Source organism: Winogradskya consettensis, assembly GCF_018332715.1.
Classification (GTDB): domain Bacteria; phylum Actinomycetota; class Actinomycetes; order Mycobacteriales; family Micromonosporaceae; genus Actinoplanes; species Actinoplanes consettensis.
In genome coordinates this window covers 93,177-111,030 of sequence record NZ_BOQP01000012.1, presented here as the reverse complement: position 1 = coordinate 111,030, position 17,854 = coordinate 93,177, and the positions used below count along the sequence as shown (strand labels likewise).

At 66.6% G+C, this 17,854-nt stretch carries 14 protein-coding genes; 5 read left to right on the top strand and 9 right to left on the bottom strand.

Annotation, left to right across the window (positions count from 1 at the left end):
- Positions 1 to 1,710 precede the first annotated feature (1,710 nt).
- The 9 genes from Aco04nite_RS14910 to rpmH all read right to left on the bottom strand — a co-directional run bounded on the left by Aco04nite_RS14910 (position 1,711) and on the right by rpmH (position 9,381).
- Positions 1,711 to 2,757, bottom strand: a complete 1,047-nt coding sequence (locus Aco04nite_RS14910; protein ID WP_212997825.1) for a ParB/RepB/Spo0J family partition protein — start codon at positions 2,755 to 2,757, stop codon at positions 1,711 to 1,713.
- Positions 2,754 to 3,785: a ParA family protein gene (locus tag Aco04nite_RS14905; protein WP_438874919.1), complete on the bottom strand. Its 1,032-nt coding sequence runs from the start codon at positions 3,783 to 3,785 to the stop codon at positions 2,754 to 2,756. The genes Aco04nite_RS14910 and Aco04nite_RS14905 overlap by 4 nt, the downstream gene beginning before the upstream one ends.
- 1,452 nt (positions 3,786 to 5,237) lie before the next feature.
- Entirely contained in the window at positions 5,238 to 5,966 is a 729-nt protein-coding gene (rsmG, locus tag Aco04nite_RS14900; RefSeq protein WP_244876005.1) for a 16S rRNA (guanine(527)-N(7))-methyltransferase RsmG, read from the bottom strand.
- The gene (locus tag Aco04nite_RS48815) at positions 5,897 to 6,547 is read right to left on the bottom strand and encodes a hypothetical protein (RefSeq protein ID WP_244876006.1); all 651 of its coding nucleotides are present in this window, start codon (positions 6,545 to 6,547) and stop codon (positions 5,897 to 5,899) included. The genes rsmG and Aco04nite_RS48815 overlap by 70 nt, the downstream gene beginning before the upstream one ends.
- 301 nt (positions 6,548 to 6,848) lie before the next feature.
- Positions 6,849 to 7,412, bottom strand: coding sequence for a Jag family protein (locus tag Aco04nite_RS14895; RefSeq protein ID WP_212997823.1), 564 nt, complete (start codon positions 7,410 to 7,412; stop codon positions 6,849 to 6,851).
- 149 nt (positions 7,413 to 7,561) lie between these two features.
- A complete protein-coding gene (gene yidC, locus Aco04nite_RS14890; protein ID WP_212997822.1) occupies positions 7,562 to 8,596 on the bottom strand; it encodes a membrane protein insertase YidC in 1,035 nt (344 codons plus the stop codon).
- Between the two features lies 1 nt (position 8,597).
- Positions 8,598 to 8,855 carry a membrane protein insertion efficiency factor YidD gene (yidD, locus tag Aco04nite_RS14885; protein ID WP_203837282.1) on the bottom strand — a complete coding sequence of 86 codons (258 nt, stop codon included), beginning with the start codon at positions 8,853 to 8,855 and terminating at the stop codon, positions 8,598 to 8,600.
- Complete coding sequence (gene rnpA / locus Aco04nite_RS14880; RefSeq protein ID WP_203837281.1) at positions 8,852 to 9,208, bottom strand: ribonuclease P protein component; 357 nt, start codon at positions 9,206 to 9,208, stop codon at positions 8,852 to 8,854. The genes yidD and rnpA overlap by 4 nt, the downstream gene beginning before the upstream one ends.
- A 35-nt stretch (positions 9,209 to 9,243) precedes the next feature.
- Complete coding sequence (rpmH, locus tag Aco04nite_RS14875) at positions 9,244 to 9,381, bottom strand: 50S ribosomal protein L34 (protein WP_203837280.1); 138 nt, start codon at positions 9,379 to 9,381, stop codon at positions 9,244 to 9,246.
- A gap of 623 nt (positions 9,382 to 10,004) precedes the next feature.
- Here rpmH and dnaA point away from each other — a divergent pair.
- From dnaA to Aco04nite_RS14850, 5 genes are all read left to right on the top strand, one after another.
- Positions 10,005 to 11,825, top strand: a complete 1,821-nt coding sequence (dnaA, locus tag Aco04nite_RS14870) for a chromosomal replication initiator protein DnaA (RefSeq protein ID WP_212997831.1) — start codon at positions 10,005 to 10,007, stop codon at positions 11,823 to 11,825.
- 2,298 nt (positions 11,826 to 14,123) lie between these two features.
- On the top strand, positions 14,124 to 15,257 hold the full coding sequence (dnaN, locus tag Aco04nite_RS14865; protein ID WP_212997821.1) for a DNA polymerase III subunit beta: 1,134 nt from the start codon (positions 14,124 to 14,126) through the stop codon (positions 15,255 to 15,257).
- Between the two features lie 38 nt (positions 15,258 to 15,295).
- On the top strand, positions 15,296 to 16,168 hold the full coding sequence (gnd, locus tag Aco04nite_RS14860; protein ID WP_212997820.1) for a phosphogluconate dehydrogenase (NAD(+)-dependent, decarboxylating): 873 nt from the start codon (positions 15,296 to 15,298) through the stop codon (positions 16,166 to 16,168).
- A 3-nt stretch (positions 16,169 to 16,171) separates the two neighbouring features.
- Positions 16,172 to 17,299 carry a DNA replication/repair protein RecF gene (recF, locus tag Aco04nite_RS14855; protein WP_212997819.1) on the top strand — a complete coding sequence of 376 codons (1,128 nt, stop codon included), beginning with the start codon at positions 16,172 to 16,174 and terminating at the stop codon, positions 17,297 to 17,299.
- Entirely contained in the window at positions 17,292 to 17,852 is a 561-nt protein-coding gene (locus Aco04nite_RS14850) for a DciA family protein (protein ID WP_212997818.1), read from the top strand. The genes recF and Aco04nite_RS14850 overlap by 8 nt, the downstream gene beginning before the upstream one ends.
- Positions 17,853 to 17,854: the final 2 nt, after the last annotated feature.

The window sequence follows — 17,854 nt, the reverse complement described above, 5'->3', positions numbered from 1 at the left end:
TCCGGGCTCCGGGCTCCGGGCAATTATCGGCGCATCCGTTTCACGTGAAACAAGACGAGGACTTACCCCCAAAACCGCGATGCAAGCTCAAGGCGAGCAGCGGGGCGGACCTGCACATCTCCCGCGTTCTCAGACTTGGCGGCCCTGGACTCCGCCAGCTGCTGCCCAGACCTTGAAATTGCACTCAGCTGGCGTTGTGGTCGCGGCGTCTACCTCAGTGGCGGGCTGGACCCGGCAGGCCCTCGACGAGGGATCGATCGAATCGCTGCGCGCCCCGCGTCCAGCACACAGGGCCGGCCGGCAAAGCGCAAAGCCAAACTCGCTGCACAGGTCTCGCCAACCAGGGGTCGGCTTCCCGCTGGCTCGACATGGCGGCCTGGCCTCTGTCTTCGAGAAAGCAGGTCCGTTCCGAGCCAAACAGCAGGACTCCTCGAATGATCCAGCAGCCGGATTTCCCTCAACCAGTCGGCAAGTACGCAACGGCGCCAGTACATGTGTCGCAAGCCCACAACCGCAAACTGCCGCCAAGGACGCTCGCAGAAGAAACGCAGCACGGACTAAGCCTGTGGGCAACACGAGCCAGCGCACCAAGCAAGTCCGGACGACGGCCAGGCGACACAGCCACCGAGGTTTCCACAGTCGACGGTATCCATCACCGGGCCCGACGCCGCTCCGTAGGAGATCAACTCGGGAATGCTCGCCGCCATCACGCGCCAGACGTTAGCGCTAAGACGCTCCGGAGCGAGGATCGTTCTGAACTAATCGACCCAACCGCAGGGCAGACGACGGACGTCTCGCCGTTTGCGAAGGATGACCGGCGATCACGCCGACCCTGCAATAACTGTCGACCACAAGAACCTTCAATAGGCAGCGATCCCAACCCTCGACGGATCAGGCAAGAATCCGCGGTGCCGCCGCGAAGATGCGCAGCAGCCGATCACCGCCGACGGGAACCGCGGTTGCCATACATCGGCGCGCCGACGCTTGATACGCCGCCGATCAAGTCGACCGTGCATGGAGAGTTCACGGCGTTCAAGACTGCTGCCGGCTAGCGAAGTTGTCCCCGAACGATCTTCAAGAGCCCATCGTTCCAACAGACCTATGTAACTTTCAAGGGAGCAGCCAAAATTGACAGAAAGCATCCGAGAGACCTCCCAACCCGAATTCCGGGCAAATCGGGCGTCAGATTTGGGTTGCTCCGGCAGAAGCGGAAGATCCGAAATCCCAGGAGAATCGTTCTGACAGAACCGAATGTGGTGGACCAAGCACCTCTCGCCCTGGCCAAGTTGATCGCCGACGGCCACTCCGGCGTCCAAGCCAGCGATCGCGATCTCCGGTAACCCCAACCGGCCATGCTCAGTCCGTTGCTGGAAGCGACCAGCCTCACCCTGTCGCGCACAAGCCGACGGAAGCTCCAACTCCAGCCCGCGCCCACGGAACTAGAAAACAATCCCGAAGGAAGAAACCAAACAAGGTCGACGAAGCACCGCGAGACGAGGAGACCAACGCCAACCACGGTCGAAGCCTCGGGGGACAGGCCACCACATGGAGCCCGCCGACCAAGCGAATCACCGAGGCCGCCCACCAACCGAACTCACGCAACCCGGCCGGCCACCTCACACCCCGGACATGAAGAAGGCACGTGATCCGCCGAATCACGTGCCCGTCGTCTCCTTCGGATAGCGACCCCGCCGCCGCCACCCGTACCGCTCATTCCGCTGTGGAGCCCGCGCCTTCTTCCTCCACGCCGATCATTCCGACGATCCGTTCGAGGTCATCCACCGTGGCGAACTCGATCGTGATCTTGCCCTTGTTACGGCCGATGTCGACTTTCACCCGGGTATCGAAGCGATCCGAGAGACGGTCTGCCAAGTCGTTCAAAGCCGGCGCGTGGACCTTGGCACGGCGGGCCGGCGTGGACTTCTTGGCTGGGCCGTCCGCGATTGCCAGGGAGACGAGCTCCTCAGTTGAGCGTACGGAGAGGCCTTCGGCCACGATGCGTTTCGCGAGGTCTTCCTGGGTGTCGCTGTCGTCCAAGCTAAGGAGGGCTCGGGCGTGACCCGCGGAAATGACGCCCGCGGCCACCCGGCGCTGGACCGGGGCCGGCAGGTTGAGAAGCCTTATGGTGTTCGAGATTTGCGGGCGGCTACGGCCTATGCGGCGCGCCAGCTCCTCATGGGTTGCGCCGAACTCTTCGAGCAGTTGCTGGTACGCGGCCGCCTCTTCCAGCGGGTTCAGGTTCGCCCGGTGGATGTTTTCGAGGAGCGCATCGCGCAGCATCGCATCGTCGCGGGTCTCGCGGATGATGGCCGGGATCGATTCCTTGCCGACCGCCTGTGCTGCGCGCCAGCGACGTTCGCCCATGACCAGCTCGTACGTGCCGTCGCCGATGTCTCGGACAACGATGGGCTGGAGGAAGCCGACTTCCTGGATCGAGGTCTTGAGCTCGTCCAGGGCCTCGTCGTCGAAGACGTGGCGAGGCTGCTTCGGGTTGGGCACGATCGAGGTGACCGCAAGCTCCGCAAAGCGCGCACCCGGCACGGGAGCCAGACTGACACCGTCGTCAACAGGGGGAGCGGCTGGCTCCGCAGGCGCGGCAACGGGCGGTGCGGAAACGGGAGCTGACGGCGCCGAATACTGCGGGGGAGGAGTCGTCGAAGCGGCAGTCTCCGCAGCCGGTGGTGCCTCCGCCGGCGGCGCTGTGGGAATCAGCGCGCCCAGGCCGCGGCCGAGGCCACCCCGTGGACGGTTCTTCATGCCGTGCCTCCCGTGTTGACCCCGCGGTTCGCAATCTCCAAAGCTGCCTCGAAGTAGCTCGTGGCACCCCGCGATCCCGGATCGTAGGTCATCACCGATTGGCCGTAGCTGGGAGCCTCCGACACCCGGACGTTGCGAGGAATCACCGCCTCGAGCACCTTCGAACCGAAGTGGTTCCGCACGTCCTGCTCAACGGCATCGGCGAGGCGGGTGCGGCGGTCGTACATGGTCAACAGGATCGTGGAGACGTCCAGCGTCGGGTTGAGGTGCTGGCGTACCAAATTGATGTTGTTGATCAGTTGATTGAGGCCTTCCAGCGCGTAGTACTCGCACTGAATCGGGATCAGCACCTCTTGTGCCGCGCACAGCGCGTTGACCGTGAGCAGCCCGAGCGAGGGCGGGCAGTCGATGAAAACATAGTCGAACTTCTCGGGGTGAGCGCTGATCGCCCGAGCAAGCCGGGACTCGCGCGCTACGACTGAGACGAGCTCGATCTCCGCGCCGGCCAGGTCGATCGTGGCCGGAACACAGAACAGGTTCGGAATGCCCTCGACTGCCTGCGCAACCTCCGCCAGCGGCACGTTGTCGATCAAGCAGTCGTAGACGTCGGGTACGCCCGCATGGTGCGGCACGTTCAGGCCGGTCGAGGCGTTTCCCTGCGGGTCCAGGTCCACCACCAGGACGCGGTTACCGTGCAGCGCGAGCGCCACAGCAAGGTTGACCGTCGTGGTGGTCTTGCCGACGCCGCCCTTCTGGTTCGCGACGGCGAGCACCCGGGGATGAGCGGGCCGCGGCATCGTGATCTCGCCGCTCGGATTGAGGATCTGCACAGCTCGCAACGCTTCCATGGCAAGGGGCGGATCGTCCTCATCCGGGGTCGGCGTTTCACGTGAAACATGCTCGGCTGCTTCCTGGGGAGCAGCCGGCGGGGCCGAAACCGGCGGGGCCGAGGTGGGATGTGTTGAATAGGCAGCGGCACCCGACGTGGGTTCGGCTGCGAGGCCAGCCGCGCCCGACGTGGGCTGCACGGCAAAACCAGCGGCGCCCGAAGTGGGCTGCGATGACAAGTCGCCGTGAGGATGAGTAGCGAATTCGCCGGTCGGCGAGGTGGAGAGTTCGCTGGGCACAGACGCCGAGCCCGAGGCTGTAACGCCAGCCGGAACAGCAGCAGGAGGCGCCGAACGGGGCGCTGGAGCGGTACGACGGGAGTCGGACGGAGTTGGTTCGGGAGCGCTCACCGGGGTGCCGTACACCTGTCCCTGGCCCGCACGTGGCTGCGGGACGCCCTGGTCTCCACTGTTGAAAGTCACGGTCAAGCTCACACTCCGATCCGGCTCGGCGTTAGGCTCGGTTTCACGTGAAACACCGTCCCAGCCGGGGTCGCCGTCGGGCCCCCTGCCATACTCATGCACCGTTTTATCCCTGCCTGGTTGGATGGAGTCGGCACCGCGAGCGTGCGGTCCGGCAGGAAGCGGCGGCGCGTCTACTACGCCAGCCGTCCGGTCCACACTATCGACGCGCGGCCAGCCTACGGCCGTCGGGCGACGCGTGCCACGCCTGTCCGTCTGATGAGTCGAGACCGATAGATTCGCGGGCGCCTCGAAAACCATAAATCCGGCAACATGCCGCAACTTCCCCCCGCACCAACGCACACTTCCACAAGGCCACCCCAACCCCGAAAACCTCATATATGTACGCGCTGCAAGCCCCACAACCGCAACCCCGGCGCTGGCAGAATCTCCCGCCCCTCCCCGAATCCCCCCAAGCACAACGCCCGTACCAGCCCGCGCCGACTCCCCGGTCTTCGGATCAGCCCCCTGACCACCTGGCAAACCAAAACCGCCACCGCCCGGCCCGCCCCACAACCCAGCCACCCCGGACGCATCCGCAACGTCAACATCCGCCGTACCCACGCCCGCGATCGAAGTGGCCGCCCCAAAAGCGACCATCGCGCCGTGCTCCAACACACGGTCGGCCATCAATCCAACATCCGACAACCCGAATCCAGCCAACCCAGCTGACGCCAACTCAACCGAGGAACCACCGACCCCGCTAAAGCCGACCAGACTCAAGCCAGGGCCAAGGCCGGAGCTAGGGCCAGAGCGAGAGCTAGGGCCAGAGCTAGGGCCGGAACCGGAGCTGAGGCCAGAGCTGGAGCTGGGGCTGAGGCCAGAACTGGGGCTAGGGCTGAGGCCAGAGCTGGGGCTAGGCCCGATGCTGGAGCCAGAGCTGGAGTCGGTCCCGGAGCCGAAGCCGGGACCAGGGCCGAGACCAGAGCCGCGGCGAAAGGCGACCGGACGGCGATCGACAGCGACCAAGTCTGCTGCCCCACCCGGCGTCGACTCAAGAAGGCCGGCCTCTGACAACCCGGAATCAAAACCGAAGTCAGGCGAGCGCGAATCCAAATGCTGATGCTGTCCAGGCGGGGGCGTAGGTCTCGGGATCTTCCCTGTTTTCTTTCGCGCGCCCCGCCTGGCCATTTAACCCCTCCGCGATCTCCTTTTCCCGGGACCGCGACCACCGGCGGCGCCGGAGGAACGGCCCTGGGCGGCCGTCCGCTGGGACGACCTTGGCCCTGGTGCCACGACGAGTCGCTCGCGCACGATCTCGACAACCGTGGCCGGCGGATCGATCAGTCCTGCCCCGCAGAGCCGGACGGTCGGGTCGCCGCCGCCCAGGCGCGCGATCTCGTCACGGTGCTCCGCTATCTCCTCCTCGGCTGAGGCACCCTTGAGCGCCAGAAGCCGGCCGCCCAGGGCGGCGAGCGGAAGGCACCAGCCGGCAAGCCGGTCCAGTGGCGCTACCGCCCGGGCGGTGACAACGTCGGCGGGGGCGGGGGGTCCACCAGCGACGTCTTCCGCACGACCTCTCAGGACCGTGACGGTCGAATCGAGGCCGAGCGCTGTCACCGCTTCGGAGAGGAAAGCGGTTCGTCGTGCCAGCGGCTCAACCAGTGTGATCGTGAGATCAGGCCGAGCCACTGCCAGCACGATACCGGGCAAACCGGCACCAGACCCCACGTCAATCACCGAAGCGCCCACCGGAATCATCTCGGACATAACGCCGCAGTTGATCAGGTGCCGTTCCCACACCCGCGGCGCCTCCCGCGGCCCGATCAACCCGCGAACGACGCCCTCGGTCACCAGCAGCTCAGCAAACCGCCCCGCCAGCTCCAACCGCTCCCCAAAGACCCGTTCCGCAGCCGCCAGGTGCTCAGCAGGCGGCCCAAGGACATCCGCACCGGAAGGACCCGCAGAGGGAACTGAATCACCGCCAGAGCCTTCTCCAGCCGCGGAACCCAAGCCCTCCCGAGCGCCAGACTCCGCCCCAGACCCAGCAACAAACCCAGAATCTGAACCACCAATAGCCACAGGGTCAGGCTCAACAGCAGACACAGGATCTTGCCCGACGACAGACACACGGTGAGACACACCGGTAGACCCCGACTCAGAGCCAGAGTCCGCCTCAGGCCCAGCGACAGACACAAGGTCCTGCCCGACGGTAGAAGCGGCAGCACGCCCAGAAGCAGTTGCAGAAGCCGCACGGCCAGACGCACCGGCAGGGACCGTGCCAACGCCAACGTCGCGAACAGGGTCAGCAGGAGACGCAGCAACGGGCCCAGCAGCAGATGCAGCAACGGGTCCAGCAGCAGAAGGAGCAACGGGTCCAGCAGCAGAAGCAGAACCAGTGCCAGACGCGGAGTCAGCAGCAGCAGTGCCCGACGCAGGCGAGGGCACCGCCTCAGCGGCAGGAACAGCGTCAGAGGCCGGCTTCCGAATAGAGGAGCCACCCTTCCGTCCAGGAAACCCCCGAACCGGAACCCGCCGCGAAGAAAGCGAGGAAAGCGAGGACGCCCGCCCCGACGACCCCGACCCCGAAGACGGCGAGGCCCCCGACAAGGGCGCAGACCCCGACCCCGACGGGCGCCTGGCCGCAGACGCAACCTCAGGCCCGGACGCAGACGCAGGGGAGAGTTCGGGATCGGTGGATTCTGAACGTACTGAAATGGGGGCGGGAGAAGAAGACGGCCCGGGCGAAGAACCCGGGCCGTGCTTTCCCGCGCCGGAGCGTGGGTCTGTCATCAGATCAGATCAGCCGGCCGCGCTGATGATGATGCGCCGGTTGGGCTCGACGCCCTCAGACTCACTCTCAACGCCGGAGATCGCGTTGACGACGTCGTGGACGCACTTGCGCTCGAAGGCCGACATCGGCTCGAGGCGGACGGCGTCGCCGTGCTCCTTGACCTTCTCGACGGCGTTGCGGGCCACGGCGGCGAGTTCCTTGCGGCGGGTGGCGCGGTAGCCGCCGATGTCGAGGAGGAGGCGGCTGGGGGAGCCGGTGGCGCGGAAGATCGCGAGGCGGGTGAGCTCCTGGAGGGCTTCCAGGGTGGCGCCGCGCTGGCCGACCAGGGACTGGAGGCCGCCGCCGACGACCTCGACCATGGGGCGGCCGGCGGATACGAGCTCGTCGATGTCACCGTCGGCGTCGAGGACGTCGAGGAGGCCTTCGATGTAGTCGGCGGCGACCTCGCTCTGCTTGAACAGATCCGAGTCGGTCGTCACGTTCTCCGACTTCTTGGGCTCCTCGGTACCGGCCGGCTCCGTGGTGACGGCTGCCGTCGTCTCCTCGGTGCTGGGAGTGCTGGTGTCGGTCACGGTCTCATCTCCGTACTCTCGGGCCGGACCTGCTCGGTCCGCTGTTTCCCGCTCCGGCGGAGTCCATCGCCGACGCGGGGAGGTCTGTGTCGCCGCACCTCACCAGGGTCGCGCGCGGCCCGGCCTGATGTGGCCGGGCCGTCGCTGCGTCATCCCTTGGGTTTGGTGGCGGGCCGCGTGCCCTTCTTCGGGTTCATCGGCTTGGCGCCCGGCTTGGGCGCGAGGGCCTTCGTGTCGACGACCGGGGTCGCCGCTTCGGGCTCTGCCTGCTTGCGGCCGAAGAGGCCACGGCCGGCGGACTGCACCGGGCTCTTGGCACCGTTCTTCGCTACGGTCGTGCTGGTCGCGGGGCGGGCCGATGAGGTGCCGGCCTTCGCGTTGGCCATGGCCGGCGGCGGGAACTTGCGAAGCACCCACTGCTGCTGGGCCAGGCTGAACAGGTTGTTCGTGACCCAGTAGATGACCACGCCGATCGGGAACAGCGAACCGGAGACGAGCAGCGACAGCGGGATGCCGTACAGCATCAGGCGCTGGATCATCTTCTGCTGCGGGTCTTCGGCCCAACCGGTCTTGAGGATCATCTGACGGCTGGTCAGGTAGGTGGTGGCCATCATCGTCAGCACCAGGATGCCGGCGATGATCTTCACCGTGACGCCGGCGCCCGTGTAGCCCAGCTGGGTCAGCTCGGCCGCGGACGAGCCGAACTTGGCCGGCAGCGGGACCGTGAACAGCGCCGAGTGGGTCGCGTCACGGAACTGGTCGGCCGTCCAGCCGTACAGGGTGGGTCGCGGGTTGTCCGGGTTGAGCCGGCGCAACACGTGGAACAGGCCCAGGAAGACGGGGATCTGCAGGAACATCGGGAGGCAACCCATGAGCGGGTTGGCCTTCTCGACCTTGTAGAGCTCCATCATTTCTTTCTGGAGCGTCTCCCGGTCACCCTTGTGCTTCTCCTGCAGTTCCTTCACCTTGGGCTGCAATGCCTGCATGGCCCGCTGGGACTTGATCTGCTTGACGAAGACGGGGAAGAGGATGACGCGCAGCGTCACCACCAGGAAGACGATCGAGAGGATCCAGGCCCAGTTGGTGCCCAGCACCCGACCGTCGGAAATGCCGATCGCGTCCCAGAGTGCATGCCAGCGCAGGAGGATCCACGAAATGGCGAAGTAGATCCAGTCGAGACTCAATTCATGCTCCAGTCACATCGGCAGGACGGTGACGGATCGGGTCGGGCACGGGGTCGTACCCACCGGGGTGGAAGGGGTGACACCGCAACAGCCGCCAGATCGCGAGGCCGGTTCCGTGGAGCGCGCCGTGCTTCGCGAGCGCCTCCTGGGCGTACGCGCTGCACGAGGGGTAGAACCGACAGCGGGCCGGCAACGCCGGGCTTATATACCGACGGTACGCGACGATCGGCGCGGTCAGCAGGCGGGCAACGGGTGTCATCGCCGCCGCCTGGGCGACCGAGCAGCGGCGATCGCCGCGTCCAGGTCGGTGCCGAGCGTCTCGAAGGACGCCGCGGCTGAGGAAGGTAAGGCCCGCACGACCAGCGAGGCGCCCTCGGGCAACTCGCCGAGCCGGGGTCGGACAAGGTGACGCAACCGTCGGCGGACCTTGTTCCTGACCACCGCGTTGCCCACTGCTTTGGATACGACAAAGCCGGCGCGCGCCTCGGAGGCTTGCGCCGGCTCGTCGAGAAGCAGATGGACGACCACGGTGCCACGGCCGGCACGGCGGCCATTACGGACCGCTGCGGCGAAGTCGCTGCTACGCCGCAGTCGTTGCGCTGCGGCCAGCACGACTACCTGGGCATCCGGCCCGTCAGCTGTCGGCTCTAGGCCGACAGCTTGGCGCGGCCCTTGGTGCGACGCGTCGAAAGGATGGCGCGGCCGGCACGGGTGCGCATGCGCAGCCGGAAGCCGTGGGTCTTGGCACGCCGGCGGTTGTTCGGCTGATAGGTGCGCTTGCTCACGTCAGAACTCCGTCTTCGTACTACGTCCAGGGGGCATCAAGCTGCAAGACGCCACTTTAGCAGAGCGCGGCGGAGCAACCGCCCGAGACTACGCAGGGCCGATGCGGTGGTCAACTGTTTCGACCGCGAACGCGGCGCGTGCGGTACCGTCCGTCACCCAGGTCGGTGGCGGCGCGCACGGAGTGAATCTTTTCGTGCCAAGCCTGCCCCGGGGTGGGTACCGCCGGTTGATGCAGGGGTGGCAGCGCTGTTAGCGTGCCCGTTTGCTGGTCTTCAGCGCCGCCGGTGACACCGGCCTCATCAGTGACACCGATCTCATCGGTGGCACCCGAGGCAGGAACCGGACGAGGCGGTGAATCGTTCGGCACGGTGAGCCTGTTTTCCCGCGCCAGCACAGGCTCCGGGAAGTCTGCCGACCATCCGGCCGGGGAGCGAATACCGACGAGTGCACAGGTTGTGGATAACCTGTGGACAAGCCGGTGCGCCGTGCACGTTCAGCACGTTGGATGTGCTGGCTTGGGGGGTCAAGCCGGTCCGTTGCCCACAAGGGCGGCGTAGCGGCAAAGGCGGAAGCCGAACAAGGCCACCGGGTGATTCCGGTTGGCGATGGGGGTGGCGCGGCGGTGGCCGACACGGTCGACCTTGGCGGGGTCTGGGCTGCGGCTACGGACGAGTTGGCGGACGAGATCGCGTCCGCTCAGCAGCGCGCCTACCTGCGACTCACCCGTCTTCGCGCCATCGTCGAGGACACTGCGCTCCTCTCGGTCCCGGACACGTACACCCGCGACGTGATCGAGTCGCGGCTGCGTCTCGCGATCACCGAAGCTCTCTCCCGGCGACTCGGCCGGCCCATCCAGGTGGCCGTCACGGTCCGCCCGCCTGAGGACGGTTCGGGACGTCCCGGCACGGTCTACGGCACCCCGCCGCCGGAGCCGCCGACGCAGCCCCCGGCGCATTACGCGGACCCGCAGCCCCCGGCGTACCCGGATCGTTATCCACAGCCTTCGGCCTATGACGCGCAGGCCTACGACGACGGCCCGACCGGCTCGGCCCAGGTGCCCTTTGCCCATGGTGTGCCGCAGGCGCGCGACGGCCAGGAGGCCCTGTTCGCCGCGCCGCTGCCCATGGGCCAGCCCGAGCAGACCAAAAACACCCTCGCCGAGGAAAAGCCGAAGGCCGACCCCCCGCGCCAGGTCCCGCACTACCAGGACAGCCAGAACGACGCCGTCGGTCACCGGATGGCCGGCGAGCAGTCCCAGCTGCGTGACAACCAGCGCCGCTCCGACGACCGCATGGGAATGCAGGGTCAGGACCGCCGCGACGACACCCTGCAAATGCGCCACGGCGGCGACAACGGTCCCGGCCGCTCGCCGCTCGGGAACCAGCAGGGCGGTCAGCGCCCCGGCGGCAACGACGGCAACCGGCTCAACCCGAAGTACATGTTCGAGACATTCGTCATCGGCTCGTCCAACCGTTTCGCCCACGCGGCGGCGGTAGCGGTCGCGGAGTCGCCGGCGAAGGCGTACAACCCGCTCTTCATCTATGGCAGTTCCGGCCTGGGGAAAACCCACCTGCTGCACGCCATCGGTCATTACGCCACGACGCTCGGTCACGCACGCAGCGTCCGCTACGTCTCGACCGAGGAATTCACCAACGACTTCATCAACAGCCTGCGCGACGACAAGACGCAGGCCTTCCAGCGCCGCTACCGCGACGTCGACATCTTGCTGATCGACGACATCCAGTTCCTGGAAAACCGCGAGCGCACGCAGGAAGAGTTCTTCCACACATTCAACACGCTCCACAACGCGAACAAGCAGATCGTGATCAGCTCGGACCGTTCCCCGCGCCAGCTGGCCACCCTCGAGGACCGCATGCGAACCCGTTTCGAATGGGGCCTGCTCGCGGACATCCAGCCCCCCGACCTGGAAACCCGCATCGCGATCCTGCAGAAAAAGGCCGCCCAGGAGCGCATGTACGCGCCCGACGACGTCCTCGAATTCATCGCCTCCAGGGTCTCGAGCTCCATCCGCGAACTCGAAGGCGCCCTCATCCGGGTAACGGCTTTCGCCAGCCTCACCCGCTCCACGGTGCAGCTGTCCCTGGCCGAAGAAGTACTCCGCGACTTCATGCCCGACGGCGGCGGCCCGGAAATCACCGCGGACCAGATCATGGTCTCCACAGCGGACTATTTCGGCGTCAGCCTCGAAGACCTCCGCGGCCATTCCCGCTCCCGAGTCCTGGTCAACGCCCGCCAGGTCGCCATGTACCTGTGCCGAGAACTGACCGACCTCTCGCTGCCAAGAATCGGCCAAGCCTTCGGCGGCCGCGACCACACCACAGTCATGCACGCCGACCGCAAAATCCGCCAGCACATGGCCGAACGCCGTTCCCTCTACAACCAGATCGCAGAACTAACAAACCGCATCAAACAAAACACCTGACACCTACAAGTACGCCCGGCGGCGCCCCCAACCGCAAACCCCGCGAATCCGCCTCCTCGGCCAGGCCGTAACCACTCCAGGCCGTCCCCCGCTGCCGGGCATCCCTGCAACACCGTCTCGCCTACAGCGCCGCACCAATTACCGCCCGGCAACGCTGCCCAAGCGCAGCAATCTCCCCGCCGAAAGCGCAGGCAAATTCCCCAGCGGCCCGGCCTCTAACGCTCGCCACCGACGAGAAGATCACGTTCGCCCTGCGGTCCGATGTGGATCTTGTTCGCCGTCGCGGCGCAACCGCCCGGCCAAGCATGAACACCCGCCGGTCCGCATCGGTACCTGCACCTGCACCTGCCGTCAGCCTGCTTCCATGTGCGGCGACCCTGTGCACAACGCAGCCAACGCCGACATCCCACATCGGCCGGCCACACTCCAGCGGTCAGACATCCGCCCTTGACGTAACCAACCCGCCAGTCCCGGGGCTGTACATATCCGACGCTCATCTCTGGTCGCGCCCGTCCCCGATCTCAGCAAGCCCGCCTCCCGACAACACCTCCGGTGTCCTGCTTGCCCATGTCACCGCTCGAGCCGCAGACACCCGCACTGTTCAGCCAGGGCGAACACCAACCAGGCCCCCAGGCGATCAAAGCGACCACGCCACCAACCACAGGCCCACCAAGTTACTGAGCCTGTGAGCTTGTCCCGCCGCTGAGCTTGTGCCGCCGCGCTGAGCTTGTGCCGCCGCGCTGAGGCTGTGCCGCCGCTGAGCTCGTGCCGCCGCTGAGGCTGTGCCGCCGCGCTGAGACTGTGCGCCGCTGAGCCTGTGAGTCACCCCGCTCAGCAACCGGGGCCTCTCAGCCACTTACCAACCAACCCGCTGAGCGACCCGGCACTCCGGCACTCCGGCACTCCGGCACTCCGGCACTCCGGCACTCCGGCACTCCGGCACTCCGGCACTCCGGCACTCCGGCACTCCGGCACTCCGATGATCAAGCGATCACGCGGCCTGATCACCCGCTCGCTGCGCCACCCATACAAAGTGCCGATGCTGCGAACGCCCCGAATGCTGGCCGCGAGGATGACGCAGGGTGCTCACAACTACTGGCGGCCGCCGCAGGCCAGCCACGACCGGGGTCATGGACCAACGGCTGAGGCTGAAGCGTGACATCCCACCAGCCACGAATCCTCGGACGTTGCCTGAGCGCGAACAGCCGCAAGCCAGGGATCCGACGAACAGCGAAGACGGCGGTGCACCCGAGAACCAAGCGGACGGACGCCAACCGACAAGCCACGCCTGCACCGCCGGTGTCGTGAAGCCGCCGCACATCACCTACAGATCCCGCCGCCAGCCGCCCCGGTCCAAAGCGGACGCCAGCAACACAGCCAGCCCTCATCCACAGGCACCAAACCGGCCTCCACCGCAGAAATTTCACAGCCTTGCCCGCCAGGCCCGCGAAATCTTTTTCGACCGGGCTGGGGACAACGAACGGCACCGGCGTGAGCTGCGCAGACACAAAGTTGTGCACCGGTTATCCACACCTCAGTCCACAGAGGTGACCGAAATGTCTGCCCGAGGGGGAGGTTCATCAGGCCGCAACCAGGGCTGGTCAGAGGCACTTTGGTCCCGGGTTTGTCAACGGTGGGACGGGACCGTTTCGTGCCAACGTTATCCACACTAATTCACAGGCATCCACAGGTTGTTGTCCCCAACGGTGGATAACTTTGGCGCCGGTTACCCACAGATGTGGACTGGCCCTGGGGAAATCGATGTGGATAATCACTGAGAGTCACAAAGTTTTCCACCTACCCCCACTGGATGTGGAAACCCTGTTGAAGGTTCTGTGGACGACGTGTCGGTAGCGTTCCGGCGTCATCCACAGGTCGGGGGACAAACCCGGTGGATATCCGGTGGATAACCGGTGGACAACGGTGGACAACTTTGGTCGGGACGCCAACTGTGGACAACCAGCTCGGTTCGTACCCTGGTTACCCACATGTGAATCACCGGTGGATAACTCTCTGACCTGCGACAACACGAGATATCCACACTATGCACAGGACCGATGATTACGACTGTTCTCTCTCCCGGAAAATTTGAAGATCAATCATCAGGGCTGGGGAAGGTGTGAATGAGTTGCTCGAGGCTCGATCCGGGCTCGGGTCAACTTCTCAGCACCGGGGGGCGGGCGGACGCATGACCACCGCTCGCCATAGAGTCAGAGGGCTCCATCAGCACATCCGAAGCTGGCTCGTTGAGCAGACGAGCAGTCAGAGAAGTCAAGAAAGTGACGCGGAGGGCATGGCATGAAGTTCCGGGTGGAGCGTGACGTACTCGCCGACGCCGTGGCGTGGACGGCTAAGAGCCTCCCCAGCCGACCGTCGGTGCCGGTTCTGGCGGGCGTCATGCTCCGCGTGACCGACGGCAAGCTGCAGGTCTCCGGCTTCGATTACGAGGTCTCGAGTCAGGTCTCCGTAGAGGTGCAGGCCGACGCCGACGGCGCCGCTCTCGTCTCCGGTCGCCTGCTCGCCGAAATCACCAAGGCACTGCCGGCCAAGCCGGTGGACATCGCGGCGGTCGGCTCCCACCTGGAGCTCGTCTGCGGCAGTGCCCGCTTCACCCTCCCGGTGATGCCTGTGGAGGATTACCCGTCGCTGCCGGACATGCCCTCCAGCGCGGGCACGGTCGACGCGCAGACGTTCGCTGTCGCCGTCGCCCAGGTCGCCATCGCGGCCGGGCGGGACGAGACGCTGCCGATGCTCACAGGTGTGCGGGTCGAGCTCGACGGTTCGACGATGACGATGCTCGCCACCGACCGTTACCGGCTGGCCATGCGCGAGCTCGAGTGGAACCCGGACGATTCCGAGATCAGCCTCAACGCGCTCATCCCGGCGAAGACGCTGAACGACACCGCGAAGGCCATGGGCCCGGTCGGTGGCGCTGTGACGCTCGCCCTATCTCAGGGCAACGCCGGCGAGGGCATGGTCGGCTTCGCGGGCGGCGCACGGCGCACCACGAGCCGCTTGCTGGACGGTGCCAACTACCCGCCGGTGCGCTCGATCTTCCCGTCGACGCAGAACGCGCACGCGAATGTCAGCGTCGCCGGTCTCGTCGAGGTGGTTCGCCGGGTCGCCCTGGTGGCCGAGCGCACGACCCCCGTGCTGCTGAGTTTCAGCGAGGATGGCCTGGTCGTCGAGGCTGGTGGCACCGAGGAGGCGCGGGCCAGCGAGGCCATGGAGGCAGCCTTCACCGGTGAGCCGCTGACCATCGGCTTCAACCCGCAGTACCTGATCGACGGTTTGCAGAACCTCGGCGCGTCGACCGCCGTACTCTCATTTGTCGACGCTTTCAAGCCCGCTGTGATCTCCCCCGCAGACGAAGACGGCGAAATCAAGCCCGGATACCGCTATCTGATCATGCCTATTCGGGTAACTCGCTGATACTGGGCCTGAAGAAACACTCACCTAGGGGGAACACCATGCAGCTCGGCCTAATCGGGCTCGGCCGGATGGGCGGCAACATGCGCGATCGCCTGCGCGCCGCCGGCCACGAAGTGGTCGGCTTCGACCACCACCCGGATGTCACGGACGTCGCGAGCCTGGAGGAGCTTGTCAGCAAGCTCGCCGCGCCGCGTGTCGTCTGGACGATGGTTCCGGCCGGTCAGATCACCGAAGACACGATCAACCAGCTCGCGGACCTGCTGTCCGAGGGCGACGTGATCGTCGACGGTGGCAACTCGAAGTTCACCGATGACGGCCCGCGTGCCGAGCGTCTCGCCGTCAAGGGCATCGGCTACCTGGACTGTGGCGTCTCCGGTGGCGTCTGGGGCGCGACCAACGGTTACGCACTGATGGTCGGCGGCGACGCCGACAACGTCGCGAAGGCGCAGCCGATCTTCGACGCGCTCAAGCCGGCCGGCCCGTACGGCTTCGCGCACGCCGGTCAGGTCGGTTCCGGCCACTACTCGAAGATGATCCACAACGGCATCGAGTACGCGATGATGCAGTCGTACGCCGAGGGTTACGAGATCCTCAAGGCGGCCGAGCTCGTCGACGACGTACCCGCCGTCATCAAGAGCTGGCGGGAGGGCAGCGTCGTCAAGTCGTGGCTGCTCGACCTGCTGGACCGGGCCCTCGACGAGGACCCGGAGCTGGCGAACATCCGCGGTTACGCGGAGGACACCGGCGAGGGCCGCTGGACCGTCGACGAGGCCGTGCGTCTCGCCGTGCCGGCCAACGCCATCGCGGCGTCGCTGTTCGCTCGTTTCCAGTCGCGCCAGGAGGACTCGCCGGCAATGAAGGCGATCGCCGCTCTGCGCAACCAGTTCGGCGGCCACGCCGTCAAGCGCTGATCCATGTACGTGCGCCGGGTCGAGCTCACCGACTTTCGTTCGTACGAGCGGGTGGCGGTCGATCTCGACCCCGGCGTCGCCGTTCTGGTCGGCCAGAACGGCATGGGCAAGACGAACCTGATCGAGGCCCTCGGGTACGTGGCCACCTTGGACAGTCACCGGGTGGCCACCGACGCGCCGCTGGTCCGGGCCGGGGCGACCTCTGCCGTGATTCGGTGCGAGATCGTCCACGATGGACGCCAGCTCCTGGTCGAGCTCGAGATCGTGCCGGGCAGGGCCAACCGGGCAAGGCTCAACAGATCACCGGTACGCCGTTCGCGCGAGATCGTCGGTGCCCTGCGCATGGTGCTCTTCGCCCCGGAGGACCTCGAACTCGTCCGCGGTGACCCGAGTGAGCGCCGCCGCTACCTGGACGACCTGCTCGTCGCACGTCAGCCTCGCTACGCAGGGGTACGCGCCGACTACGACCGCGTGGTGAAGCAACGTAACGCGCTGCTGCGGACCGCGTACCTCACTCGCAAGGTTGGCGGGACGCGTGGGCAGGACCTCTCGACGCTCGCCGTCTGGGACCAGCACCTGGCGCAGCACGGTGCCGAGCTGCTGGCCGGCCGGATCGAGCTGGTGGCGGCGCTCGGCCCGCACCTGACCAAGGCGTACGACGCGGTCGCTGCCGGACGGACGTCAGCTTCCATCGCGTACACATCAAGGCTCGGTGAAGGCCTGGCGCCGGACCGCCCAGCCCTGCAAGAGGCGATCCTCGCCTCGCTCGAAGAGCGACGCTCCGCGGAGATCGAGCGGGGGGTCACTCTGGTCGGCCCGCACCGCGACGATCTCACCCTGGCTCTGGGAGAACTTCCCGCCAAGGGGTACGCGAGCCACGGCGAATCCTGGTCGTTCGCGCTAGGCCTCCGACTGGCGGCGTACGACCTCCTGCGCACCGACGGCATCGAACCGGTGCTGATCCTCGACGACGTATTCGCCGAGCTGGACGCCGGTCGCCGGGAACGCCTTGCGGCCCTGGTCGCGGACGCCGCACAGTTGCTGGTGACGTGCGCGGTGCCGGAGGATGTGCCGGCGACCCTCCAGGGGGCCCGCTACGACGTCGGACCAGGAACGGTGACCCGTGTCTGAGGAGAGCGCCAAAAAGCCACCAGCGGCCGCCACAGAGGGCGCGGAGGCTCCCAAGGTTGCCGGGCCCGAGCTCGCACGCGCAGTCCTGGACGCCGCACTCGCCAAGCGCCGGGTGTCACAGCAGCATCGCCGCCGTACAGAAATCGCCCAAGCCAGCGGCAAACGCCTGCGCGGCTACTCAGGTCCGGGCCCCGACCCCCGCGACCCACAGCTCTTCGGCTCGGTCCTGGCAAACATCATGAAACAACGCGGCTGGCAAAAACCGGCCGCAGAAGCCACGGTCTTCGGCGCCTGGGAAAAGGTCGTAGGCGAGGACATCGCCAAACACAGCCGCCCCCTGAAACTCGAAGACGGCGTCCTGGAAATCGAGGCCGAGTCCACAGCCTGGGCCACCCAGCTCCGCCTGCTGACCGCCCGCCTCCTGAAGAGCATCGCGGCGGAGGTAGGCCACAACGTCGTAAAGCGCCTCAACATCCACGGCCCAGCAGCCCCCTCCTGGAACAAGGGCCCCCGCCGAGTCCAAGGCCGAGGCCCCAGAGACACCTACGGCTAAGC

What these genes read in the sequence shown, in the direction of transcription:
- Aco04nite_RS14910 (WP_212997825.1), bottom strand. Translation starts at nt 2,757, where the DNA reads ATGAAGAACCGTCCACGGGGTGGCCTCGGCCGCGGCCTGGGCGCGCTG.
- yidD (WP_203837282.1), bottom strand. Translation starts at nt 8,855, where the DNA reads ATGACACCCGTTGCCCGCCTGCTGACCGCGCCGATCGTCGCGTACCGT.
- dnaN (WP_212997821.1), top strand. Translation starts at nt 14,124, where the DNA reads ATGAAGTTCCGGGTGGAGCGTGACGTACTCGCCGACGCCGTGGCGTGG.
- gnd (WP_212997820.1), top strand. Translation starts at nt 15,296, where the DNA reads ATGCAGCTCGGCCTAATCGGGCTCGGCCGGATGGGCGGCAACATGCGC.
- recF (WP_212997819.1), top strand. Translation starts at nt 16,172, where the DNA reads ATGTACGTGCGCCGGGTCGAGCTCACCGACTTTCGTTCGTACGAGCGG.